The sequence below is a fragment of the Pseudomonas sp. PvP028 genome, from assembly GCF_017832255.1.
Taxonomy (GTDB): Bacteria; Pseudomonadota; Gammaproteobacteria; order Pseudomonadales; family Pseudomonadaceae; genus Aquipseudomonas; species Aquipseudomonas syringae.
The window spans coordinates 1,805,906-1,830,070 of record NZ_JAFIBL010000001.1 but is presented as its reverse complement, the minus strand read 5'-3'; the positions used below and the strand labels follow the sequence as shown (position 1 = coordinate 1,830,070).

General features: G+C 58.8%; 21 protein-coding genes. 14 read left to right on the top strand and 7 right to left on the bottom strand.

Annotation, left to right across the window (positions count from 1 at the left end):
- Positions 1 to 4 precede the first annotated feature (4 nt).
- The gene (locus tag JOE34_RS08105; protein ID WP_003393649.1) at positions 5 to 667 is read right to left on the bottom strand and encodes a TetR/AcrR family transcriptional regulator; all 663 of its coding nucleotides are present in this window, start codon (positions 665 to 667) and stop codon (positions 5 to 7) included.
- Between the two features lie 368 nt (positions 668 to 1,035).
- Between JOE34_RS08105 and coaD the strand changes: the two genes are divergently transcribed.
- Together coaD and JOE34_RS08095 are read left to right on the top strand one after the other, a co-directional pair.
- Positions 1,036 to 1,515, top strand: coding sequence for a pantetheine-phosphate adenylyltransferase (coaD, locus tag JOE34_RS08100; protein WP_003348749.1), 480 nt, complete (start codon positions 1,036 to 1,038; stop codon positions 1,513 to 1,515).
- A gap of 98 nt (positions 1,516 to 1,613) precedes the next feature.
- Entirely contained in the window at positions 1,614 to 1,865 is a 252-nt protein-coding gene (locus tag JOE34_RS08095; protein ID WP_003316325.1) for a YfhL family 4Fe-4S dicluster ferredoxin, read from the top strand.
- Positions 1,866 to 1,874: 9 nt separating this feature from the next.
- Here the strand turns inward: JOE34_RS08095 and JOE34_RS08090 are convergent, their stop codons facing one another.
- The 3 genes from JOE34_RS08090 to JOE34_RS08080 all read right to left on the bottom strand — a co-directional run bounded on the left by JOE34_RS08090 (position 1,875) and on the right by JOE34_RS08080 (position 3,981).
- Positions 1,875 to 2,213 carry a hypothetical protein gene (locus tag JOE34_RS08090; protein WP_003348751.1) on the bottom strand — a complete coding sequence of 113 codons (339 nt, stop codon included), beginning with the start codon at positions 2,211 to 2,213 and terminating at the stop codon, positions 1,875 to 1,877.
- Positions 2,214 to 2,310: 97 nt separating this feature from the next.
- Positions 2,311 to 3,123, bottom strand: coding sequence for a bifunctional DNA-formamidopyrimidine glycosylase/DNA-(apurinic or apyrimidinic site) lyase (gene mutM, locus JOE34_RS08085; RefSeq protein ID WP_209995533.1), 813 nt, complete (start codon positions 3,121 to 3,123; stop codon positions 2,311 to 2,313).
- A gap of 45 nt (positions 3,124 to 3,168) precedes the next feature.
- Positions 3,169 to 3,981: an HDOD domain-containing protein gene (locus JOE34_RS08080; protein WP_170855983.1), complete on the bottom strand. Its 813-nt coding sequence runs from the start codon at positions 3,979 to 3,981 to the stop codon at positions 3,169 to 3,171.
- 239 nt (positions 3,982 to 4,220) lie between these two features.
- Between JOE34_RS08080 and JOE34_RS08075 the strand changes: the two genes are divergently transcribed.
- Positions 4,221 to 4,760 (top strand): type 1 glutamine amidotransferase domain-containing protein, encoded by a 540-nt coding sequence (locus JOE34_RS08075; RefSeq protein WP_003348756.1) that lies wholly within the window; start codon positions 4,221 to 4,223, stop codon positions 4,758 to 4,760.
- Positions 4,761 to 4,845: 85 nt separating this feature from the next.
- Positions 4,846 to 6,042: a class I SAM-dependent rRNA methyltransferase gene (locus tag JOE34_RS08070; RefSeq protein WP_003393654.1), complete on the top strand. Its 1,197-nt coding sequence runs from the start codon at positions 4,846 to 4,848 to the stop codon at positions 6,040 to 6,042.
- A 514-nt stretch (positions 6,043 to 6,556) separates the two neighbouring features.
- Here JOE34_RS08070 and JOE34_RS08065 read toward each other — a convergent pair.
- On the bottom strand, positions 6,557 to 7,303 hold the full coding sequence (locus JOE34_RS08065; RefSeq protein ID WP_209995532.1) for a TraX family protein: 747 nt from the start codon (positions 7,301 to 7,303) through the stop codon (positions 6,557 to 6,559).
- Positions 7,304 to 7,402: 99 nt separating this feature from the next.
- On the opposite strand from JOE34_RS08065, the gene JOE34_RS08060 reads away from it, so the two are divergent.
- From JOE34_RS08060 to msrA, 6 genes are all read left to right on the top strand, one after another.
- The gene (locus tag JOE34_RS08060; RefSeq protein ID WP_003316332.1) at positions 7,403 to 8,443 is read left to right on the top strand and encodes a low specificity L-threonine aldolase; all 1,041 of its coding nucleotides are present in this window, start codon (positions 7,403 to 7,405) and stop codon (positions 8,441 to 8,443) included.
- 123 nt (positions 8,444 to 8,566) lie between these two features.
- A complete protein-coding gene (locus tag JOE34_RS08055) occupies positions 8,567 to 10,009 on the top strand; it encodes a TldD/PmbA family protein (protein WP_209995530.1) in 1,443 nt (480 codons plus the stop codon).
- The gene (locus JOE34_RS08050; RefSeq protein WP_024961226.1) at positions 10,009 to 11,334 is read left to right on the top strand and encodes a metallopeptidase TldD-related protein; all 1,326 of its coding nucleotides are present in this window, start codon (positions 10,009 to 10,011) and stop codon (positions 11,332 to 11,334) included. Before JOE34_RS08055 ends, JOE34_RS08050 begins: the two co-directional genes overlap by 1 nt.
- A 9-nt stretch (positions 11,335 to 11,343) precedes the next feature.
- On the top strand, positions 11,344 to 12,756 hold the full coding sequence (gene mdtD, locus JOE34_RS08045) for a multidrug transporter subunit MdtD (RefSeq protein WP_003393661.1): 1,413 nt from the start codon (positions 11,344 to 11,346) through the stop codon (positions 12,754 to 12,756).
- A 250-nt stretch (positions 12,757 to 13,006) separates the two neighbouring features.
- Positions 13,007 to 15,700, top strand: coding sequence for a GGDEF and EAL domain-containing protein (locus JOE34_RS08040; RefSeq protein WP_003427484.1), 2,694 nt, complete (start codon positions 13,007 to 13,009; stop codon positions 15,698 to 15,700).
- A gap of 150 nt (positions 15,701 to 15,850) precedes the next feature.
- A complete protein-coding gene (gene msrA, locus JOE34_RS08035; RefSeq protein WP_003427481.1) occupies positions 15,851 to 16,498 on the top strand; it encodes a peptide-methionine (S)-S-oxide reductase MsrA in 648 nt (215 codons plus the stop codon).
- Between the two features lie 259 nt (positions 16,499 to 16,757).
- On the opposite strand, the gene rlmJ is transcribed toward msrA, so the two are convergent.
- The gene (gene rlmJ / locus JOE34_RS08030; protein WP_003347252.1) at positions 16,758 to 17,594 is read right to left on the bottom strand and encodes a 23S rRNA (adenine(2030)-N(6))-methyltransferase RlmJ; all 837 of its coding nucleotides are present in this window, start codon (positions 17,592 to 17,594) and stop codon (positions 16,758 to 16,760) included.
- Positions 17,595 to 17,973: 379 nt separating this feature from the next.
- Here rlmJ and JOE34_RS08025 point away from each other — a divergent pair, with 379 nt between their 5' ends.
- Both JOE34_RS08025 and JOE34_RS08020 read left to right on the top strand, forming a co-directional pair.
- Positions 17,974 to 18,204 (top strand): DUF6124 family protein, encoded by a 231-nt coding sequence (locus JOE34_RS08025; RefSeq protein WP_003393667.1) that lies wholly within the window; start codon positions 17,974 to 17,976, stop codon positions 18,202 to 18,204.
- A 119-nt stretch (positions 18,205 to 18,323) separates the two neighbouring features.
- Positions 18,324 to 18,590, top strand: a complete 267-nt coding sequence (locus JOE34_RS08020) for a hypothetical protein (RefSeq protein ID WP_003393668.1) — start codon at positions 18,324 to 18,326, stop codon at positions 18,588 to 18,590.
- Positions 18,591 to 18,820: 230 nt separating this feature from the next.
- Here the strand turns inward: JOE34_RS08020 and gbcB are convergent, their stop codons facing one another.
- Complete coding sequence (gene gbcB / locus JOE34_RS08015) at positions 18,821 to 19,921, bottom strand: glycine-betaine demethylase subunit GbcB (protein WP_003393669.1); 1,101 nt, start codon at positions 19,919 to 19,921, stop codon at positions 18,821 to 18,823.
- A gap of 309 nt (positions 19,922 to 20,230) precedes the next feature.
- Between gbcB and gbcA the strand changes: the two genes are divergently transcribed.
- The gene (gbcA, locus tag JOE34_RS08010) at positions 20,231 to 21,529 is read left to right on the top strand and encodes a glycine-betaine demethylase subunit GbcA (RefSeq protein WP_003393670.1); all 1,299 of its coding nucleotides are present in this window, start codon (positions 20,231 to 20,233) and stop codon (positions 21,527 to 21,529) included.
- A 178-nt stretch (positions 21,530 to 21,707) separates the two neighbouring features.
- Positions 21,708 to 24,131, top strand: a complete 2,424-nt coding sequence (locus JOE34_RS08005; protein WP_209995520.1) for a fibronectin type III domain-containing protein — start codon at positions 21,708 to 21,710, stop codon at positions 24,129 to 24,131.
- Positions 24,132 to 24,165 lie beyond the last annotated feature (34 nt).

Here is a 24,165-nt window from a genome sequence, read left to right as displayed (position 1 = left end):
GAATTCACATCAGAACCTCTGGCAGCGATGCGTGAAACGTTTCGCACAGTGCATCGAACGCTTCGCGAGCCTGAGGCGCGACAAAAACAGATTCGAGCATAAGTACCTGATAGACGCCACGTCGAATAGCCGATTGGTTGATCTCAGTAGAGTTTTCCCGATTGGTGCACAGAAAACGCACCCACGAGGTCAGGACGATCCAGGTGTTGAGACTGGTCCATTCGATCTGCGACTCATCCATCTTCAGGATGCCTGCCTTAATGAATCCCCGGTAGATGGTCATCGCCTGCATCAGGCAGCGGTATGAAAAACGCCGATAACGCCGCGCCAGTTCCTCATCCGACGTCAGCAGGTGCTCAAGGTCACGGTGCAGAAAACGATAGCGCCACATGGCGTCGATGATCGCCAGGAAGTAATCGCGCTTGTCCTCGATGGTCGGCGTACGGTCGGCTGGCAGGGTCAGGAAACTGCCGATCAGCACCTCGTATTCAGAGAACAGTTCGGCGATGATCGCCTGCTTGTTGGCGAAGTGGTAATAGAGATTGCCGGGCGAAATTTCCATGTGCGCAGCGATGTGATTGGTGGTCACACTACGCTCGCCCTGCTGATTGAACAGTTCCAGACTGGTTTGCACGATTCGTTCACGGGTTTTGGTACGCGGTGCCATGCTGGGTCAGACCACTCTATGCTGATCAGATGATGGCAATCTTAGCGCAGGCTGATGCTGCAATGGTGGCAGAATCGTTGCGTTGAGAGTGTCAGGTCGACGCAGGCATACACATCTGGGTCAACACCGGACGGATCGAAAAGCCCGAGAACACCCCGCTCGTCAATCAGCGTCCGTCTTACAAACTTTTTCATCCGCCGACCAGCCATCTGTGACTGCGCCAAATAGCCCCAAAGTCAGGGATTTCAGCAGAAACATGGCCGATAATCGGCGCAATACGACGTTTGATACCTGCCGCGCAGCTTGGCCCATCGGGAAGGCTGCGATACCATCCGAGTCCCACAACGGACTCCGACCAGGACGACGCGATGAACCGAGTGTTGTACCCAGGCACCTTCGACCCGATTACCAAGGGCCATGGAGATTTGGTCGAGCGCGCCTCGCGCCTGTTCGACCAAGTGGTCATTGCGGTTGCCGCCAGCCCGAAGAAAAACCCGCTGTTCCCTCTGGAGCAACGCGTCGAGCTGGCCCGCGAAGTCACCAAGCACTTGCCCAATGTGGAAGTGGTCGGTTTTTCGACCCTGCTGGCGCATTTTGCCAAGGAACAGAATGCCAATGTCTTTCTGCGCGGACTTCGTGCCGTGTCGGATTTCGAATACGAGTTTCAGTTGGCCAACATGAATCGTCAGCTGGCACCGGACGTCGAAAGCCTGTTCCTCACACCTTCGGAGCGCTACTCGTTCATTTCCTCGACGTTAGTGCGTGAAATCGCCGCGTTGGGCGGTGATATCACCAAATTCGTACATCCTGCAGTTGCCCAGGCGCTGACCGAGCGCTTCAAGCGCTAGACTCGCTGCATGTGAAGGTGCATCCCGAAGCCTAATGCGGCACAATTCGCCGCATTGGTTTTAATGTGCCCCGGCGTCGGCCGCGGCAGGAGCAATTCATGTCCCTTATCATCACTGACGATTGCATTAACTGCGACGTCTGCGAACCTGAGTGCCCAAACGAGGCGATTTCACAAGGTGAGGAGATCTACGTGATCAACCCGAACCTGTGCACCGAATGCGTAGGTCACTACGACGAGCCTCAATGTCAGCAGGTTTGCCCGGTCGACTGCATCCCTCTGGATGAGAATCACGTCGAGAGCAAAGAGCAGTTGATGGACAAGTACCGGATCATCACCAGCAAGGCCTGATAACGGCCTTTACTGCTGCTTGCCGTACCCGTCGCCCGTGCAACCCAGACAACGCACGAAGGCTGCCTTGCCCGGATCCACCACCAGCGCCTTGCCCGTTGCCCCAAGGTTGCCGCCTGCCGCTGCAAAAGGCGCGGCGATCACGAACAGGCCTGTGCCGATAACGGTGGCCGCGATCAACAAGGGTCGGGCAATCAGCAAGTCACCGATCATGGCAAACGCCGGCGGGTTCTGGATGGTGTAGACCGGATCGCCGCTGCCTGTGGTGACATCGGCGGCAACCGCTGGCAGCGCCTGCAGGCCGGTGAACAACACCAGCGTGGCAGCGAGAATACGAAACGGGCTCATGGCTTGATCCTTCAGGCGTCGCAAATAATTAAGGTGCCATCACTATAAACAGGGCTGTGGGTTAAGCAAATGGCCCAGAGCCCCTGTCATGCGTATTTCAGCGCTGACATTTCGGGCAGTAAACGCTGGCGCGCTGGCCCAGCTTGACCTCACGCAGCGTCGTACCGCATACCTTGCATGGCTGACCGCCACGCCCATACGCAAACAATTCCTGTTGGAAATACCCGGGCTTGCCGTCGCCGCCAATGAAGTCACGCAGGGTGGTGCCGCCACGCTCTATCGCGTAGGCCAGAATGCGCTTGATCTCGATGGCCAGCTTCAGGTAACGCGCCCGGGACACACTCCCGGCTTCGCGGCGCGGGTCGATGCCCGCGGCGAACAGCGCTTCGGTCGCATAGATATTGCCCACCCCGACCACAACGGCGTTGTCCATGACGAACGGCTTGACCGCGATCGACTTGCCACGCGAACGCTCGTAAAGACGTTGACCATCGAACAGATCGGTCAGCGGCTCCGGCCCGAGGCGAATCAACAGTTCGTGATTATGCGGATCAAGGCTCCAGAGCATCGCGCCGAAGCGACGCGGGTCGGTGTATCGCAAGGCCAGCCCGGACTCCAGTTCGATATCGACGTGCTCATGCTTGAGCGCCGGAAGCCCGGCTTCGACCAGACGCAGATTGCCGGACATGCCCAGGTGGCTGATCAGGGTGCCCACCTCGGCCCGGATCAGCAGGTACTTGGCGCGCCGATCAACCTGCACGATACGCTGGCCGGACAGGCGAACGTCCAGATCTTCGGGAATGGGCCAGCGCAAGCGGCTGTCGCGCAAGATCACGCGGCTGACGCGCTGACCTTCAAGATGCGGCGCAATGCCGCGACGGGTGGTTTCGACTTCAGGTAATTCAGGCATGGACAACTCGGTCGTGCAGAAAGGAAAGGCCGGGACGGCGCCGGATCAGCGCGCGCCCAGCTCGCGAATGCTTTCCCTCAAGTATTCAAAGTCATATTCGGACAGCGCGACGTAATCCAGCACCAGCGGCCCGACACTTTCCCACTCGTGATCAACATCCTGACTGCCCAGCACACGGTAGGACTGGCAGATATGTTCAGCCATTTTCAGCGGAGCCAGCAGATTCTTGAGCGTGGGATCGCGGCTTGAGTCGTCCTGAAAGATCGCCAATGCGTTGTGATGATTGGCGATGGCGTTGGTGACGTGCTCCGGCAAACGCCAGGATTTGGCCGTGTAATAACCCACCACAGAATGGTTGGTGTCGAACGCACGGTTTTCAGTGTCGACCACCCGACAGTCAGGTCCGGCATTGGCGTAGGCCTCCTCCAGCACCGTCATGTAATCGGGAAAGCGCTTGAGCATCAGCGGGATACCGCAGTCATGAAACAGACCCAGCGCATAGGATTCATCCACCGTTTGCGAGCCGATGCGCTTGGCCAGCGTCAGACTGGTCATCGCCACATCTTGGGCCGTGTCCCAGAAGCGGTTCAACGTCACAATGGCCTCGTCAGTCATCTCGCCTCTGATCGACTGTGCGTTGATCAGATTGATGACGGTACGACTGCCGAGCAGATTTACCGCCTTATCGATCGACGCGATCTTGCTGGACAGACCGTAATGCGCCGAGTTAACGATCTTCAGCAGCGCCCCGGACAACCCCGGATCCTGTGCAATCAAGCGCGCGATGGCACCCAGATCCGGATCAGGCATGTACTGCTCCATCTGCAGATCAACCATGATCTGTGGCTGGGGAGGCACGCTGATGCCCTGCAACGCTAGCTGTATCTGCTCGGAGGTAAGCTCTTCGGACATAGGTATTCACTCGCAGTAATGGCTGGATTCTCCCCTCTTGGACGTGAACGGTCCATCACTCCGGACGAAGATTTTCTCGGAACTTTGCCTTGTATATAGCTTCGGACCCTAAGTACATGGCGTAGACGGCAGCCTCAAAAAGGCCTGCCGTGCGTCATTCATCAAGCCTGACACTGGAGGATCCCATGTCCAAAGCACTGACTGGCAAGCGCATCGCAATACTTGTAACCGACGGTTTCGAACAGGTTGAATTGACCGGTCCGAAAGAAGCGCTGGAGCAAGCAGGCGCCACTGTGGAAATCCTTTCCGCTGAAGAAGGCAAAGTCAAAGGCTGGAATCACGACAAGCCAGCTGACGACTTCAAGGTCGACCGGACTTTCAAGGCTGCCAATGCCAGCGACTACCACGGCGTAGTCCTGCCGGGCGGCGTACAGAATTCCGACACCATTCGCGTCGACACTGACGCGCAGCAAATCGTCAAAGACATAGACGCTTCCGGCAAACCGCTGGCCGTCATCTGTCATGGCGGCTGGCTGTTGATTTCTGCCGGCCTGGTTAAGGGCAAGACGCTGACGAGCTTCAACTCCCTGAAAGACGACTTGGTCAACGCGGGCGCAAAATGGGTCGATCAGGAAGTCGTCACCGACGGCAAGCTGATCAGCAGCCGCCAGCCCGACGACATCCCCGCCTTCAACAGCAAACTGATTGAAGCACTGTCTGCCTGACAGATTCCGTCAGTTAATTGCAGTCATCCCGGCCCAGCGCCGGGATGACGCGCTATAATCCCGCTCTTTTTTCAGGAGCGACGTCATGTCCCTGCCTAGCTTGCGCCTCAAAGCCAACGCCGACCGCCGCCTGCGCGCCGGTCATCTGTGGGTCTACAGCAACGAGATCGATGTAGCCGCCACCCCACTGCATGGTTTTGCAGCCGGTGATCAGGCCATCCTCGAAGCTGCGGGCGGCAAGCCGCTGGGCATCGTCGCCATGAGCCCCAACAACCTGATCTGCGCACGCCTGCTGTCCCGCGACATCAAGCTGCCGCTCGACAAGTCTCTGCTCGTCCACCGCCTCAATGTTGCGCTGTCGCTGCGTGAGCGTCTGTTCGACAAGCCCTTCTATCGCCTGGTCTACGGAGATTCCGACCTGCTGCCGGGTCTGGTGGTCGATCGTTTCGGTGACATTCTGGTCGTTCAGCTGGCCTCGGCCACGATGGAAAACCACAAGGAAGACATCATTGCGGCGCTGGTCCAGGTCATCAAGCCAAGCGGCATTCTGTTCAAAAACGATTCGGCGGCTCGCGACGCGGAAGGCCTGAATCGTTACGTCGAAACCGTGTTCGGTCTGGTACCGGAATGGGTCGCGCTGGAAGAGAACGGCGTGAAGTTCGAAGCACCGGTCATGGCCGGGCAAAAAACCGGCTGGTTCTATGACCACCGCATGAACCGCGCGCGCATCGCCCCTTACGTCAAAGGCAAGCGGGTGCTCGACCTCTACAGCTATATCGGTGGCTGGGGGATTCAGGCAGCGGCTTTCGGTGCCAGCGATGTCACCTGCGTCGACGCGTCGTCCTTCGCCCTAGATGGCGTGGAACGCAACGCAGCCCTGAACGGTTTTGCAGAAAAGATGACCTGCATCGAAGGCGATGTCTTCGAAGCACTCAAGGAACTAAAAGCCGCTGAAGAACGTTTCGACGTGATCGTCGCCGACCCGCCGGCGTTCATCAAACGCAAGAAAGACATGAAAAACGGTGAAGGCGCCTACCGCCGCCTGAACGAGCAAGCCATGCGCCTGCTCAGCAAGGACGGCATTCTGGTCAGCGCGTCGTGCTCGATGCACCTGCCGGAAGACGACCTGCAGAACATCCTCCTGACCAGCGCCCGCCATCTGGACCGCAACATCCAGCTGCTGGAACGCGGCGGCCAGGGCCCGGACCATCCGGTACACCCGGCCATTGCCGAAACGCGCTACATCAAGAGCATCACCTGCCGGCTGCTGCCCAACAGCTGACACCGAAGCGCCCGGCCTCGTCGCGCCTACAAGCGCTCGCTGTTCCTGACTATCGTGCCAATGCGCTGCATTGGCATGCCGTTCCGGATGCGCAGCGCCGCTAAAATAAGCGCTTTTTTATCACAGTGGCACTGACGACGCAGAGTGCGACGTCAGTGACGGCTGAGTCCTGGCGCTGATCCGGGGGTAACTCGGCAGGACGCCGAGTTAGCCGCACCGGGCCATGGAGGGCCCGTTGCGGCGACCCCCGGATCAGTGACAGGGCGAAGGAACCCGACGAAGTCGGGCCGGAAACGGAGCCAGGGGCTTTGGTCACTTTGGCCCCATCAAAGTGACTCGCCGAGGGGCGAAAAGGTGACCTGAGTCGACCCTCAATCCACCTGACAAAGAAAAACCGCCGTGTGACGCAGAGCGTCACGAACTGCATTCCCACGCGTGAGGAACGAGAATCTCGTGACTATCGTGCCAATGCTCTGCGTTGGCATGCCGTTCCGGACGCTCTGCACACTCCCGATCAAACCCTGCCCAACACTCCCCGCACGCCCAGCAACAGCAGAAAGTGCAGCGGATAGATCGCATAGGCCCAGCGCCGCATCGGGATCACTGCGAACCCGGGCTTTGCCCGCAGCAGCGCGATGCCCAGTACAGGCGCCAACACGCAAGCCACTATCGAACCGATGGAAATCGGATCGCCCCAGCTCGCACCGGCAAACATCTGGGGCCAAGCATTACCCGCCAGACAAAAGACCGCCGGGAACAACGCATACCAAAGTCGCTTTTCCAGCACCAGCACAAAGACCAGCGGCAGCAGCACACCGGCAAAGCCAAACATCAGGTATTTCTGGAAGATCGCCGTCAGCAGCAAGGCGACAAGGGCCATCACTCGGGTTGTCGGATTGCGCTGCTGCCAGCCCTGAGCAATCACCAGCCCCAGCAGCAGGGTCGGCATCACATTCAGCACGCTCGCGTCAGCCATGAACAGCCGATACGGGATCTCCGACAACCCGGCAAACACCAGCAGCCAGCCCAGATAGCGCCATTGCACCCGCGGGGCCACAATCGCTGCGCTGCGCCGGGAAAGATTCACGGCAATTGCCAGGCAGAACCAGGGAAAGGCAAAACGCCCCGGCACGTAAAGAAAATCGACTGACCAGCCCACATAGCGAAGGTGGTCAAGCACCATACTCAACATCGCCAGCCACTTGAGCAGGTCCAGCGCCTTGTTGCGTCCGAGCAGAAAAGGCGGGTTGGAAAGATCCATAGTGCTCCTGAATGGGGAATTGCGTCATGCAGCCAACACATGACCGAACCTTATATTGTCGCTACAGTGCGCACCATAATTGCCCATAAGGAATCGGCCATGACAGACCAAAGCCAACAGTTCGCCAGCGACAACTATTCCGGTATCTGCCCTGAAGCCTGGGCAGCCATGGAGCAGGCGAACAAGGGCCATCAACGCGCTTATGGTGATGATCAATGGACTGCACGCGCTTCGGATGATTTCCGCCGACTGTTCGAAACCGACTGCGAAGTGTTTTTCGCCTTCAACGGCACGGCGGCCAACTCGCTGGCGCTGTCATCGCTGTGCCAGAGTTACCACAGTGTCATCTGTTCGGAAACGGCTCACGTCGAAACCGATGAATGCGGTGCGCCGGAGTTTTTCTCCAACGGCTCCAAACTGCTGACCGCACGCAGCGCGGGCGGCAAGCTGACCCCGGAATCGATTCGTGAAGTGGCGCTCAAGCGTCAGGACATTCACTACCCCAAGCCGCGCGTGGTGACCCTCACCCAGGCCACTGAGGTGGGCGGCGTCTATCAGCCGGAAGAACTCAAGGCGATCAGCGCGACCTGCAAAGAACTGGGCCTGCATCTGCACATGGACGGTGCCCGCTTCTCCAATGCCTGCGCCTTTCTGGAGGCCTCCCCGGCTGAACTGACCTGGAAGTCCGGCGTTGACGTGTTGTGCTTCGGCGGCACCAAAAACGGTATGGCGGTGGGCGAAGCCATTCTGTTTTTCGACCATGATCTGGCTGAAGACTTCGACTATCGCTGCAAGCAGGCCGGGCAACTGGCGTCGAAAATGCGCTTCCTGTCTGCACCGTGGGTCGGCCTGCTGGAAAACGACGCCTGGCTCAAACACGCCCGCCACGCCAACCGCTGTGCGCAACTGCTCGCCGAACTGGTCAAGGACATTCCTGGCGTGGAGCTGATGTTCCCGGTGCAGGCCAATGGCGTGTTCCTGCAGCTGTCGGAGCCGGCCATTGCTGCATTGACCGCGCGAGGCTGGCGCTTCTATACCTTCATCGGCAACGGCGGCGCACGTTTCATGTGCTCGTGGGACACCGAAGAAGAGCGCGTGCGTGAACTGGCCGCCGATATCAGGCTGGTGATGCAGGGCTGAGGCGTCTGGATCAAGCTTGCAGGTGCAGCCTGACGAGCGACGGGGTAATCTCCTTCTCAATGGCAAACGGCCCGCAAGGCCGTCCGGACCTTACCGACCGCCCTCAAGAAGGAGCTTGTCTGCATGTTCGATTTCTCCGCCCGGCTCAAGCAGCATTTCGCTGCCCTGCAGAGTGAAGCGCAATTCTTTTCCGTACGTTACGTGCACCGCACCGGCCAACGCCTCTGCGTGCGCAAGAATGTGGCCGAGCCGCCGTCACTGATCAGCGACGAGGGCGCCATGCTGACCGTGCGCCTGAATGGCGTTGAAACCTACGCCGCCACCAACGACATTTCCCTGAAGGGTTTGCAGGCTGCCTTGCAGCAGGCCGAAACGCTGGCCCGCCGTCTGGCGCCGCATGCGCTGCTGGACCTGAGTGATCAAGCTGTCTCGAGCGCCAAAGCTGACTACCTGTCGCCCAACATGGATCGAGCCTTCCCGCCGCTGAGCGACTGCATCGGCCTGTTGATGGACGAGTGCAGCGCGGTCCCGGCAGACGAACGCCTGGTCAACTGGCAGGCCATACTGGGGCTGGAAACCGTCGAGCAAATCTACCTCAACAGCGCGGGCGCGCAATTGCGTCAGGCGCAGCGCTTTGTGTTTCCGGGCATGAGCGTGACGGCCTACGACGGTCGCGACAGCCAGACGCGCACTCTGGGCGGGCATAACTTCGGCCAGCAAGGTGGCATCGAAGTGCTGAGCAGTTGTGGCCTGATCGGGTCTGCCGCCAACGTCGCCGACGAAGCGTTGCAGCTGATCCTCGCCCCCAACACGCCATCAGGCCCACGCGACCTGCTGCTGATGCCCGATCAGATGGTCCTGCAGATTCACGAGTCCATCGGCCATCCCCTGGAGCTGGACCGGATTCTCGGTGACGAGCGCAATTACGCAGGCACCAGTTTCGTCAAAACGACTGACTTCGGCACCCTGCAATACGGCTCCAGCCTGCTGAACGTAACTTTCGACCCGGAGATTCCCGAGCAACTGGCCAGCTACGCGCACGATGACGATGGTACGTCAGCCAGCAAGCAGTTCCTGATTCGTGACGGCCTGCTGCAACGCCCGCTCGGCGGTGCCCTGTCGCAATACCGCAGCGGCCTGGCGGGCGTCGCCAACAGCCGCGCCTCCAGCTGGAACCGTGCCCCCATCGATCGCATGGCTAACCTGAACATCGAACCGGGTGACCAGTCGCTGGACAGTCTGATCGGCAACATCGAGCACGGCATTCTGATGTCGAGCAATCGCTCCTGGTCCATCGACGATGCACGCAACAAATTCCAGTTCGGCTGCGAATGGGGCCAACTGATCGAGAACGGCGAGCTCAAGGGCGTGGTGAAGAACCCCAATTACCGGGCAATCTCTGCGCAATTCTGGAAAAACCTCAGCGCAGTCGGTGATGCCAGCACCTTCCAGGTCCTCGGCACACCGAATTGCGGCAAGGGCGAACCCAACCAGGTGATCCGTGTAGGTCATGCCTCTCCGGCGTGCGTGTTTGCCAATGTCGATGTGTTTGGAGGAGATGCCTGATGTCGCACCAACAGCAGTTCGAGGCGCTGGTCGCCGTGCTCAAGGCTGCCATCAGCCCAACGGAACACTTCACTCTGGCCTACGACGCCGAGGCGTCTGACTTCATCCGGTTCAACCACGGCCAGGTTCGACAGGCCGGGAGCGTCCAGCAGGTCATCGTGACGTTCAAACTGATCGATGACGGCCGGCATGCCAATCTGGAACTGACCTTGTCCGGCGACGCCGAGACCGACCAGCAGCGCCTTGTCGACGCCCTGCAACAACTGCGCGAAACACTGCCGTCGCTGGCCAGGGATCCCTATCTGTTGCCCAACACGAATGCCTGGCAAAGCAGTAACGTTCAAGACTTGCCGCTGCCGGACAGCGCCCGGGTCGTCGAGCAGATCAGCGAACTGGCAGGCGATCTGGACCTGGTAGGTTTCTATGCGGCAGGCCCGCTTTACCGCGGCTTCGCCAGTTCCTGGGGCGCGCTGGGCTGGCATCAGGCCAACAGCTTCAATTTCGACTGGAGCCTGTTTCACGAAAACGGCCAGGCAGTGAAAGCCAACTACGCGGGTCACCACTGGAGCGACGAAGCCTTCGCGCAGCGTTTTCAGCAGGCCCGCGAACAGCTGGAATTTCTCGGCCGCCCGCTGCATGCGCTCAAACCCGGTCAATACCGCGCGTACCTGGCGCCAGCGGCTCTGGACGAAGTCATCGGCATGCTCACCTGGGGCGGATTTTCCGCGCAGTCACTGGCCAGTAAACGCAGCCCGCTACAAAGGCTGTATGACGGCGAGACGCTTTTCAGCCCGCTGGTCAACTTCGACGAGCAAGTCAGCGGTTCGCTCTCGCCGGCGTTTTCACGCGAAGGCTACCCACGCAAGGACCTGAAACTGATCGTCGATGGGCAAGCCCGCGATCGACTGGTGGATTCGAGCAGCGCTGCCGAATACGACCTGCCTGCCAACGGCGCGGATGATGGCGAAGGTCCAAGCGCGTTGAGCATTGCCGGCGGTTCGCTGGAGCTGGATCAGATCCTTGCAAGGCTCGGTACCGGTCTTTACATCAGTAACCTGTGGTACCTGAACTTCTCCGACCGCGCCGCTGCGCGCCTCACCGGAATGACACGTTTCGCAACGTTCTGGGTCGAAGAGGGCAAGATCGTCGCGCCGGTGAGCACCATGCGTTTCGATGACAGCGCCTACAGCCTGCTGGGCAGCGCACTGGAGGACCTGACCAAAGAAAGGGAACTGATTCTCCAATCGAGTACCTACAGTCAGCGCCAGACTGGTTCAATCCAGTTGCCTGGCGCATTGATCAGCCGACTTACCCTCACGCTATAGCAGGAGCCTATGCAGAACTCAGCAGCGCCGATCATGGACGAAAAGACCCTGCGCTGGATGCCCTGGGTCATCGCCATCGCATTCTTCATGCAAAGCCTGGACGGCACGATTCTCAACACTGCCTTGCCGTCCATGGCCCGCTCGCTGGCAGAAGACCCATTGCGCATGCAGTCGGTGGTCATCGCCTACATGCTGACCATTGCGCTGCTGATCCCGGCTTCGGGCTGGATCGCCGACCGGTTCGGGATCAAGCGCATCTTCTTCAGCGCCATCCTGCTGTTCAGCTTCGGATCGTTGCTGTGTGCGCTGTCCTGGTCATTGAACGTATTGGTGGCCGCCCGGGTGATTCAGGGGCTGGGGGGCGCGCTGATGCTGCCCATCGGACGCCTGATCGTATTGCGCGCCTATCCGCGATCGGAGCTGGTGCGGATCATGGGTTTTATCACCGTGCCGGGCCTTTTGGGTCCGTTGCTGGGCCCGACGCTTGGCGGCTGGATGGTCGAGTACCTGAGCTGGCACTGGATTTTCCTGATCAACATTCCGGTCGGCATCCTCGGTTGCTATGCCGTCAAACACTTCATCCCTGATCTTCCGGGAGGCGGTCGAACGCGGTTTGACGGCGTCGGCTTCATCCTGTTTGGCGCGGCGATGGTATTGATCACCATTGCCCTGGAGGGCCTGGGCGAGCTGCACCTGCCACACATGCGCGTGGTGCTGCTGCTGTTTGCCGGAATGGGCTGCCTGGCAGCGTATTGGCTGCGTGCCGGGCACATAGAATCGCCGTTGTTTGCCCCGTCACTGTTCCGTACCCGGACGTTTGCGGTCGGCATCATGGGCAACCTGTTCGCCCGCCTGGGCAGCGGTGCCCTGCCGTTTCTGGTGCCGTTGCTGCTGCAAGTAGCGCTGGGATATTCGCCATCTCAGGCGGGTATGAGCATGTTGCCGCTGGCGGCCGCGGGCATGTTCGCCAAGACCGTCGCCCGCTGGCTGATCGAGCGGCTGGGCTATCGCACGATTCTGACCGGCAACACACTGCTGCTGGGCATCCTCTTGGCCAGCCTGGCGCTGGTGGATGTGCAAACCCCCTACTGGGTATTGCTCGTGCATCTGGGACTGCTCGGCGCGGTCAACTCCTTGCAGTTCACGGCCATGAATACGGTCACACTGATCGATCTGGACGATGCCAGCGCAGCAAGTGGCAACAGCCTGCTTTCGGTGGTGGCGCAGCTCTCGCTGAGTCTTGGCGTGGCAAGCGCAGCAGCCTTGCTGGGTGGTTTCAGCGAAGAAGTTGCCACCGGCGAGGTCAGCAGCATGTTGGGGGCATTCCAGCTGACCTTCCTGAGTGTCGGGGTGCTGGCGATGTTTGCAGCAGGTATTTTTCTGCAATTGCCAGCGAAGGAACACCGCGTGGCCAAAGCCTGATTGACAACGGCACGTGACTAGAGCAAATCTGCAAAGCGAATTCCCCTGAAAAATGGGGGGTTCGCCCGAAAAATCAACGAATTTGAGTATCCGACCAGATACACTGAAGAACCTGGACAACCGGCCGACACTTTTATAGCACTAAGCCACTGTGGTCTCTTGTAAGCACGGGCCGCATGATGCAACCTTGCCATACGCGAAAGTGGGTTTTACCCCCGTAGCGACTAGTATTTCGGAAGCGAGTTTGTTCATGAAAAGCCAAACCGATGCTGCCGGTAGATCCGCAGCCGAGGTAGTGACGCAATTGCCAGTGCCTTCGCGCCTGGGAATGCTGCGTTTCGAGCGGCTGAATGAAGCCAATTGGGCGCTATTGTTTCTCGATCCAAATTGCGAAAGGCAGTTCGGACTGGCAGCCGTTGACCTTTGTGCCTTGATTGGATCCCCTTACGCCAGCCTCATGGAGCCGGAAGCTCGTTATCAACTGCACGATGACATCCAGCAGCAACTGGCCTCTTCCCCGAATTACCTGATCCGCTACACCCTTCACACCCCCAAAGGCCCCCTTGGCCTGCTGGAAATCGGCGAAGCCTACAAACAGCACAACCGCCATCTATTACGTGGTTATTTTCTGATCGTCGAAGGCCTTGTCACGACTGGCGAACCCGTCACGGACTCCGATCTGGAAACCCGCAACCTGCGCCTGCAGATTGCTCTGGAACTCAATCAGCGCGCCCAGCGCGACCAGTTTGCCCACCTGGAGCGCGTGCGTGCCCAGCAGGATCTGATCCTGCGCCTGACCCGACATCGCTACACCACGGCCAACACCTTGCTCGAAGCGGCAGAGCTGATCACCAAAAGCGCCTGCGATATTTACGATGTCGACCACGTCAGTATCTGGAACCTCAACGACAAGCGCCTGGAGCCGATCACCGACTACAGCCGCGAAACCGGCGACTACCAGTCGCGCACGCCGGTGGATATCAGCCCCTACCCCACCTACCTGCAAGCGCTGAATACCAGCCGGGCGATCGACGCCAGCAATATCCAGACTGACCCGCGTACCTGCGAAATGGCCAAAATCCTGAACCCGGGAGAAACCAGGGCGGTTCTCGATGCCAGTATTCGCATCGATGGTCAGGTGATCGGTGTGCTGTGTCTGGAACAGTCCGGCTCGACGCGCGAATGGCAGTCCGACGAGATCGCCTTCGCCGGCGAGCTGGCGGACCAGTTTGCCCAGGTCATCAACAACCATAACCGTCGCGCTGCGACCAACGCACTGCACCTGTTCCAGCGCGCGGTAGAACAAAGCGCCAACGCCTTTCTGCTGGTCAACTGCAACGGCGTGGTTGAATACGTAAACCCGAGTTTCACGGCGATCACCCAGTACAGCTCGGAGGAAGTCTCCGGTCACAAGCTGTCGGAATTGCCCGCGCTGGAAAACCTCAACCAGTTGCTGCTGGAAGCCAACTCCAGTCTGACCAACAGCAACAGCTGGCAGGGCGAGTTCAAAAGCCGGCGCAAGAACCTCGAACCCTACTGGGGCCAGCTGTCGATTTCCAAGGTGTATGGCGATAATCGCGAGCTGACCCACTATATCGGCATCTACGAAGACATCACCCAGAGCAAGCTGGCCCAGCAGCGCATCGAGCGCCTGGCGTACACCGATAACCTGACCAACCTCGGCAACCGTCCGGCCTTTATCCGCAATCTGGACGAACGCTTTGCACGCGACACCGATACGCCGATGAGCCTGTTGCTGGTCGACATCGATAATTTCAAGCGCATCAACGACAGCCTCGGCCACCAGACCGGTGACAAACTGCTGATCAGCCTGGCGCGGCGCCTGCGCAACACCTTGAGCCCGTCCGATGTGCTGGCGCGCTTTGCCAGTAATGAATTTGCCGTGCTGATCGACAACACCGATCAGGAAGCCGGACAGGCCACCGCCACCCAGGTGCTGGCCACGCTGGACAAGCCGATGTTCGTCGACAATCAGTTGATCAGCGTCACCGGTTCGGTGGGGCTCGCCTGCGCGCCGCTGCATGGTCGTGATCCGCAGACCCTGATGAAAAACGCCGGTCTGGCCCTGCACAAGGCCAAAGCCAACGGCAAACATCAGGTTCAGGTGTTCACCGAAGCATTGAATGCCGAGGCCAGCTACAAACTGTTCGTGGAAAACAACCTGCGCCGCGCCCTGACCCAGAACGAGCTGGAGGTGTTCTATCAGCCCAAGCTGTGCCTGCTGACCGGTCGTCTGCTGGGCATGGAGGCGCTGTTGCGCTGGAACCATCCTGAAAAAGGCATGATCCGACCGGACCAGTTCATCAGCGTGGCCGAAGAGACCGGCCTGATCATCCCCATCGGTAAATGGGTCGCGCGTCAGTCCTGTCGCATGAGCAAGGACCTGACCGCCGCAGGGTTCGGCAACCTGCAAGTAGCCATCAATGTATCGCCCAAGCAGTTCTCAGACCCGGAACTGGTGTCGTCGATTGCCGCCATCCTCAAAGAAGAAGAGCTTGACCCTTCGCTGCTGGAGCTGGAGCTGACCGAAGGCCTGTTGCTGGAAGCGACAGAAGACACCCGCCAGCAACTCGACTCGTTGAAGAAGCTCGGCCTGTCGTTGGCCATGGACGACTTCGGCACCGGTTACTCGTCATTCAGTTACCTGAAGAAATTCCCCATCGATGTGATCAAGATCGATCGCAGTTTCATCCGCGATATTCCGGATGATGAAGACGACATGGAAATCACCTCTGCGGTCATCGCCATGGCCCACAACCTCAAGCTCAAAGTGGTCGCCGAAGGCATTGAAACCGCGGCTCAGCTGGCCTTCCTGCGGCGCCATCGCTGCGATGTCGGCCAGGGCTATCTGTTCGACAGACCTATCCCCGGCGAAGAGCTGATCAAGAAACTGAAGCGTTACCCTCGTCGCCCATCCGCCTGACAACCTTCCCTGCACCCCGCTCTCTCGGGCACACTGTCAATCTGTTATTACACGGCAGCACTTGTTTCTGCGTGTAACGGGACCTATACATTTGTATTGATCATCCGTCCTGACCGCCGCTGCCTGTCTCCACACGAGAGGATTTGGTTCATGACTTTGCGCTCGGAAATTCTAGTGAATAAAAACGTACTGCCTACTGCCGAACAAGCACTGCCGGGGCGTGAAACACCTATGGCGCTTCCGGAAACCCACTTCGTCAACGGCAATCCGCTGTTGGGGCCGTTTTCGAGCGATGTCGAATTCGCCATCTTCGGCATGGGTTGCTTCTGGGGCGCAGAACGTCGTCTGTGGCAACAGGAAGGTGTGGTGAGCACTGTCGCCGGCTACGCGGGCGGATTTACCCCGAACCCGACTTACGAAGAAGTCTGCTCCGGGCTGACCGGCCACACCGAAGTGGTGCTGGTGGTCTACGAGCCAGCAAAAATCAGCTATGAAGCACTGCTGAAAGTGTTCTGGGAAGTGCATAACCCGACTCAAGGCATGCGTCAGGGCAATGACATCGGCACTCAGTATCGCTCGGTGATCTACTGCACCACTCCCGAACAGCTCGACGCCGCCAAAGCCAGTGCCGAAACGTTCCAGGCGGAACTGAACAAGGCCGGAAAGGGCACCATCACCACCGAAATCGAGCAGGCCCCGACGGTTTACTTTGCCGAAGCCTACCACCAGCAATACCTGGCCAAGAACCCACAGGGCTACTGCGGGCTGGGCGGCACCGGGGTGTGCATGCCGGCCTGATTCGCGCCTGGCGGCCCGAAAACAGCGTTTTTCAGGCTTCTGCCCGCAGGGCGCAGGAGCGAACTTGTTCGCGAAGATAGTAGTCCAGGTGACGCATTTTCACCGAATATACTGGCCCTTTCGCGAACAAGTTCGCTCCTACGATCTACGGTCAGAATCAAAAGCGGGCTTATGTATAACGCTGAGCTCCGCATGGGAATGCAGCTCTGGACGCTCTGCGTCCGCTAGGCAGCGCAACTCGGCCTTGCCATGAACACGCCTACTCCGCAATCAACCAGTCCATCTTCCAGCCGCCCTGGGTCTGGCCCAGTTTCTGGGCGAGGTACGGCATCAGTTCGCGCAGTTCTTCTTCCAGGCCCCATGGCGGGTTGGCGATGGCCAGGCCTGAACCGTTGAGGCTGGCCGGTGTGTCCAGCGGGTGGACGAACAATTCAACGCGCAACAGCTTGGGCGCGCCAGTTTCCGCCAGGTCCTGATAGAAGCGGCGCAGCAGGCGGGTATCCTTGATCGGGTACCAGATCGCCGCCACTGTCTGACGCATGCGCCCGATGGTTTCCTTGAGCGCAACCGCGCAACGCTTCATTTCATCGAGTTGCTCGAATGGCGGGTCGATGAGCATCACGGCGCGCTTTTCGGCCACTGGCAGCAAGGCACGCGGTACATGCCAGCCTTCTCCGAGATGCACCGCCACGCGGCGGTCGCCTTTCATGTTCTCCTTGAGCAGACGCCCGTCTTCGGGGTGCTTCTCGTTGAGCAGCACACGCTCGCGCTCGCGGGTCAGGCGGCGAGCCAGTTCCGGCGAACCGGGGTAGTAGCGCAGCTCGCCATCCGGGTTCATGTCGTGCAGCACTTGCAGATAGTCGGACGCCAGCGCAGGCAGATCCGTGGCGTTCCACAGGCGGCCGATACCTTCCAGCCATTCTCCGGTACGTGTGGCCTGATCGCCTTTGAGGTCGTACAGGCCGAGTCCGGCGTGGGTGTCGAGATAGGCGAACGGCTGCTCCTTGCGCGCCATGAGGGCGATCAGGCGAGTCAGGGTCAGGTGTTTGAAGACGTCGGCGTGGTTGCCGGCATGGTAGGCGTGACGGTAATTCATGGCAGCTCCTGGCAAGCTGCGCAGTTTAGCAAACCTGAGCAATGAACAAGAATTTGTAACGAATTTGCGGGACTCGTCCCTTTCACTTGAAGGAAATTTCCGAGAAACTCCCGGCCCCTTGTGCCTGTCTGTTTCGATCTCTACTCTGCGCCCGTCGCTGCATATTCAGCGGTGAGGATTAGTAGCCCTCGATGTGATTAGGCGCAATGCGCCACCTTGTGCAAGGCGCTTGTTTACGGCCTGCATCTTTATGGTGGCCGTGCGTGGGGCGTCTTCGGATGCACCGGTTCCTAATCACCGGGCTACTACCTGCGTGCGGCCGCCACCTTCGATTAGTAGCCGAAGTGACGACCTTCCAGAAATTGATTAGGAGTCTCACATGCTGAAAATCGTCCCCGATCCGCCCCTCTTCACCGCCAACCCCGATGTCAGCCCTGAAGACGCCCTGATGCATGCCAGTGACTTGCTGCGCTGCGCAGCCACCAGCGCCTGTGAATTCAGCGACAGCATGACCGGCACCCAGCGCGACATGACGCTGTCGATCATGCACCTGGTGGAAATGGCCAAGGTCATGGTCGACAGAACCATAGACAACCTGCAAACCGAATGACCGCATGAACTGAAAACGACGCACTTGTAGCCAATCCTGCCACTCACGACAGGCAGGGGTTGCCCGCAGGCGGTTGTCCTTCCAGAATCGGAAAAAGCCCGATCAAAGGAACAGACGTCATGATGCACGCGGATTTGATTGACCAGGAAGACCTGCTCGGCCAACTCAGAGCCCTGGGCTTCGAAGCACCCGGCGGCGCAACCGCTGAACAAGCCTGCGCAAACGCCGTCTGCGGCCTCAACGCCGAACGCGCGACCGCCTTGCGACGCCTGGTGGAACAACTCCTGACCGGCAGCGCCACCCTCCTCCCCGCCGTCCGCCAGGCGATCGACCAGCAACTGCTGCCCGCGCTGGCGGCTTATAAGCAGAGTCACAGTGGATCTTAGCCGATAGGCGCCCTCAAGAACGTCTATCGTACCCATGCTCCGCGTGGGTATGCCTTTCCGGACGCTCCGCGTCCTGCCTTGAGCCTGTAGCGCGGCGTAGATTTGTGACGCAGAGCGTCACGCAATGCATTCCCACGCTGGAGTGAGGAACGATAAGGCTCTGACTATCGTGCCCATGCTCCGTGGGTATGCCGTTCGTGATGCTCTGCGTCACAGGGTTTCAGGCGTGCTCAATACTCAATCCGCACATCGCCCTTCGGCACGCTACAGCAGGACAGAATGTACCCCTCTGCAACATCCTCGTCGGTGATGCCGCCGTTGTGCTCCATCTCGACTTCTCCGCTCAGTTTCATGACCTTGCAGGTCCCGCAGATGCCCATGCCGCAGGCTTTGGGGATCATCAGGCCGAGTTTGGCGGCGGCGGCATGCACGGTTTCGCCCGGTCCCACGCGGATGCTCTTGCCAGTGTCGGTGAACTCCACCTGATGCAGGTCAGCAGCATCGACATCCGGCGCGTCGGCAGCGATTTCGGCCTGCTCGACGGCGTCGGCCCTGGCCTCGGGCGGTGTCGCACCGAACGACTCTTCATGGTATTGCGCCATGTTGAAGCCGTTCTCCTGCAACAGACGCTTGACCGCGGTCATGTACGGCGTCGGCCCGCAGCAGAACACCTCGCGCTCCATGAAGTCGGGCGCCATCAGTTCAAGCATCTTCTGGTTCAGGTAGCCGCGATAACCCGCCCAAGGCTCGCCCAGCCCGTGTTTTTCACAGACCAGGTGCAGGTTGAAGTTGTCGATCCGCGACGCCATGTGCTCCAGCTCGCGATGGTAGATGATGTCTTTCGGTGAGCGCGCGCTGTGCACGAAAACCATGTCGACGTTGGCGTTGGTGTCGTAGAACCAGCGCGCCATGGACATCACCGGCGTGATACCGACACCGCCACTGAGGTAGAGAATCTTCGGGTTCGGGAAATCGATGGCGTTGAACAGCCCGACCGGCCCATGTACCGCCAGCTCCTGCCCTTCAATCAGCGTGTCATGCAGGTAGTTGGAAACCCTGCCGCCCGGCACGCGTTTGACGGTGATCGAGAAACTGTACGGTACCGATGGCGAACTGGAGATAGTGTAAGAACGCATGATCGGCAGGCCGTCGATCTCCAGCTCCAGGGTCACGAATTGGCCCGGCTTGAAGAAAAACATGATCGGCTGGTCGGCCATGAAGCAAAACGTGCGCACGTCCCAGGTTTCCTGGATGACTTTGACGACACGTACCAGGTGACGCCCGTTGGCCCATGTCTGGGTCGTGACCGGGCTCAGGAAACTTTGGGACATACTCGATCTCCACGGCCGACTGTCGGCCTCTCATGCTGCGGATTCTGCGTAACGCCCGAGGCGGCCATTTATCTATCAACGACATTCACGTACTTACCGCGACCAGCCCCGTCCAACAAGGCCTGTCGCGTCGGGAACGGATGCGGCCATGTCGCCCATGGATAAGGTTCACTGCGCGCCCGGCTCCACACTCGCCACCAAGGGTCATCAGCATGATCGACTGATCTATCCTCATGCTTGAAACGCGATCACACCCGTATCAGCCACATTCGCAGGCCGCCCATGCCGCGGTCATGAGGGATTCAATCGATGGACGTCACCGCAACCTTGAGCCTGGGCGATCCGCTAGAACCTGCACGCAAGGCCACTGCCGAGATGCTGCAGAATCGCGAGCGCACGTACTCGCTGCCGCAGCCCTTCTACAGTGATGAGCGACTGTTTGAAATCGACATGCAGGAAATCTTTCACAAAGAGTGGCTGATTGCCGGGATGACGTGCGAAATCCCGACCAAGGGCAACTACCTGACGCTGCAGATCGGCAAGAACCCGATCCTGGTCGTGCGTGGCCCGGACGGTGCCGTCAACGCATTCCATAACGTATGCCGCCATCGCGGCTCGCGCCTGTGCACGGCCGAAAAAGGCAAAGTCGCCAAACTGGTTTGCCATTACCACCAGTGGACGTATGAGCTGGACGGTCGCCTGCTGTATGCCGGTACCGAGATGGGCGACGACTTTGACATGAAGCAGTTCGGCCTCAAGCCGGTCCACGTCAAGACCGCGGGCGGCTACATTTTCATCAGCCTGGCCGAGAACCCGCCAGCCATCGACGAGTTCCTGTCGACACTGCGCCATTACATGGAACCCTATGACATGGAAAACACCAAGGTGGCGGTGCAAACCACCTTGATGGAGAAGGCCAACTGGAAGCTGGTGCTGGAAAACAACCGCGAGTGCTACCACTGCAGTGGCTCGCACCCGGAATTGCTCAAGACGCTGCTGGAATGGGACGACGTCACCGATCCCCGCGCCGATCAGACCTTCAAGGATCATGTGGCCGCGTCCGCAGCGGCCTGGGACGCAGAGAAAATTCCCTACGCCCACGCCAGTTTCGGCCTGCGTAACCGTATCGTGCGCATGCCGCTGCTCAAAGGCACAGTGTCGATGACCATGGATGGCAAGGTCGGCTGCAAGAAACTGATGGGCCGGATCCAGAACCCTGACCTGGGCTCGATGCGCATTCTGCATTTGCCGCACTCCTGGAACCACTGCATGGGCGATCACATCATCGTCTTCACGGTGTGGCCGATCAGTGCACAGGAAACCATGGTCTCCACCAAATGGATTGTGCATAAGGATGCTGTCGAAGGTGTGGATTACGACGTCGAGCGTATGCGCCAGGTCTGGGACGCCACCAATGATCAGGACCGTCGTCTGGCCGAGGAAAACCAGCGCGGCATCAACTCCAGCGCCTATCAACCCGGCCCTTACTCGAAAACCTACGAGTTCGGCGTGGTCAACTTCGTCGACTGGTACAGCTCGCGCATGCTGGAAAACCTAGGCGCAGAACCTGCGCCGTATTTGAAAGGCGTAGCGGTCAATCACGAGTAGCGTTTACCCCGCAACGCGATCCTCAAGGGCTGACTCACTTCATTCTGGAAGGGAGTCAGCCCAGACCAAGCCGACATAAAAGCCCTCCCGCCGATACCGTCATTTCTGACAGTTACGTGAAAAAAACTTTCGTGATCAACTCCCGTTGCAGTCAATCCAACGGACGGAGACACGAATCATGCTCAACCCAAAAATCATCAATCAATATAAAAACAAGAAGGTCGACGCCGCATCGACCATGACGGATATATCAGGGAAAAATATCCTCATGGGTTTCTGGCATAACTGGCCCTCCGAATCCGGTCAGGGTTACCAGCAAGGTATGTTCGAGGAAATGGCGCTGACAGGCATACATGAAGCGTACAACGTCGTGGCGGTGGCCTTCATGAAAGGCTCCGGCATACCGACCTTCAAGCCTTATAACCTGAGTGATGAAGCGTTTCGCGCCGAGGTAGCAGCCCTCAATGCACAAGGCCGTGCGGTGCTGATTTCTCTTGGCGGAGCTGATGCGCATATCGAGCTGCATGCCGGTCAGGAAGAAGCGCTGGCGTACGAGATCATTCGGCTGGTCGAAGTCTATGGCTTTGACGGCCTGGATATCGATCTCGAACAGACTGCCATAACCTTTGCCGATAACCGCACCGTATTACCCGCCGCATTGAGAATGGTGCGCGAGCATTACAACACCGAAGGCAAGCACTTCATTATCAGCATGGCCCCTGAGTTTCCTTACCTTAGAGCCAGCAAAAAACTTCCTGTATTGAAAGAAATCACTACGTACTTTCCGTTTCTAAAAGACTTCGTGGCGTTTCTGGAATCGTTGACAAGCGGCGGTGCTTACCTGGCCTACATCAATGCTCTCGAAGACATTTATGATTTTATCGCCCCCCAATACTACAACCAGGGTGGCGACGGTATATGGGTCGATGAAGCCGACAACGGCAGCGGCCGGTATCTTCGTCAAGACGACGACACCGTCAAGAAAGAGTTTCTCTACTACCTGACCGACAGCCTGATCCACGGCACGCGTGGCTTTACCAAACTCCCGGCGAACAGGCTTGCGATCGGCTTGCCCACCAATAATGACGCCGCCGCAACAGGTTATGTGATCAATCCGGACGACGTGAAATACGCCCTGGACAAACTGCAGGACGACGGCAACCCGATTCGCGGCCTGATGACCTGGTCGGTCAACTGGGACAATGGCAAGCCCAAGGTTGGCGACGCCTATAACTGGGAGTTTGCCAAACGCTACAGTTATCTCACTGGCGGCGAAACGCCTGTACCCGGCAAACCAACAGCCCCTGCTGACCTCAGGTCAATCGAGCAAACCCCAACGTCGGTGAAACTCGTCTGGTCGCTGTCAGTGGGCGTGCCCCCGGTATTGCGCTATGAAATGCGCCGCGACAACAGCGACAACGGCGTGTCGTTATTTGCGGACAGTCCTTCGTATGACGATATCGGCCTTCAGCCCGGCACCACTTACAGTTATCAGGTACGTGCCATTAATATCATGGGCAACACCTCCGCATTCTCCGCAGCAATCAGCGTGAGTACCCGAGGGGGGGAGAAACCGACCACACCGGTCTTGAGCCTGTCAGGCGTCACCGATAAAAGTGTATCGCTGAAATGGACACTGTCTTCCAGCGACATCGGGAACGGAATCGACAAGTATCAAATTGGCCGGGATGGCTGGCCTATTGCAGCGGTCCTCGCTGATCAGCCGCCCGAATATACCGATACTGGCCTGACAGCGGGTAAAAAGTACACCTACTACGTAGTTGCAAAAGACACACAGTCTCAGTGGTCAGAGGTCAGTAACCTGTTGGAAGTCTCAACCGATCCAGCACCCGAAAAACCTTCAGTGCCTGTCGACTTCAGGTCAACCGCACGGACCACCACATCGTTGACGCTGGACTGGAGTGTTTCAGCGGATGCCAACGGTCCGTATCACTACGAACTGTTCCGCAATGATATTTCGATAGGCACGGACAAGGTTCCCCCCTTTGTCGATGAAGGCCTTTGGCAAAGCCGACTTTATGGTTATCGCATCATAGCGACCGACGGTCTGGGCAACAGCTCAGAGCGCTCTGAAGAACTTCTGGCCACCACAGACTCCCAGCCATCCGTGGACCGTCCTAGCCCTCCACAAAATTTGCGCCACACAGGCTCGACGACCACCAGTATATCGCTTGCATGGGATGAACCTGCCAGTCACGGGGACCTTGCTTCCTACCAGATTCACACTTTCAACGCGCCTACTGTGTACGTCGACTCAACGGTACTCGCTTATACCGTCGAAGGCCTGAGTCCCGGCAAGAACTATCAGCATCTGGTCGGCGCGCGTGACGCAAATGCAGAATTGTCTGGGCCCAGCAATGTTGTGCAGGCCTCAACCAGCGCCGCATTGCCTGAATGGAAAACAGATACCGACTACGCCAAGGGGGATAAGGTGATGCATGCTGGTGCCTCTTACATCTGCCTCAATCCTCACCATTCACAAATAGACTGGTACCCAGGCGGTGCGCCGACGCTATGGGCGCCCTGGACCGAGCAAGCAGGCGGCAGAGGTTTCCGCGACTGGCCCAAAGAATGGCAGTGAACCTCGTGCATCCCTATCCTGGCTCATAAACAGA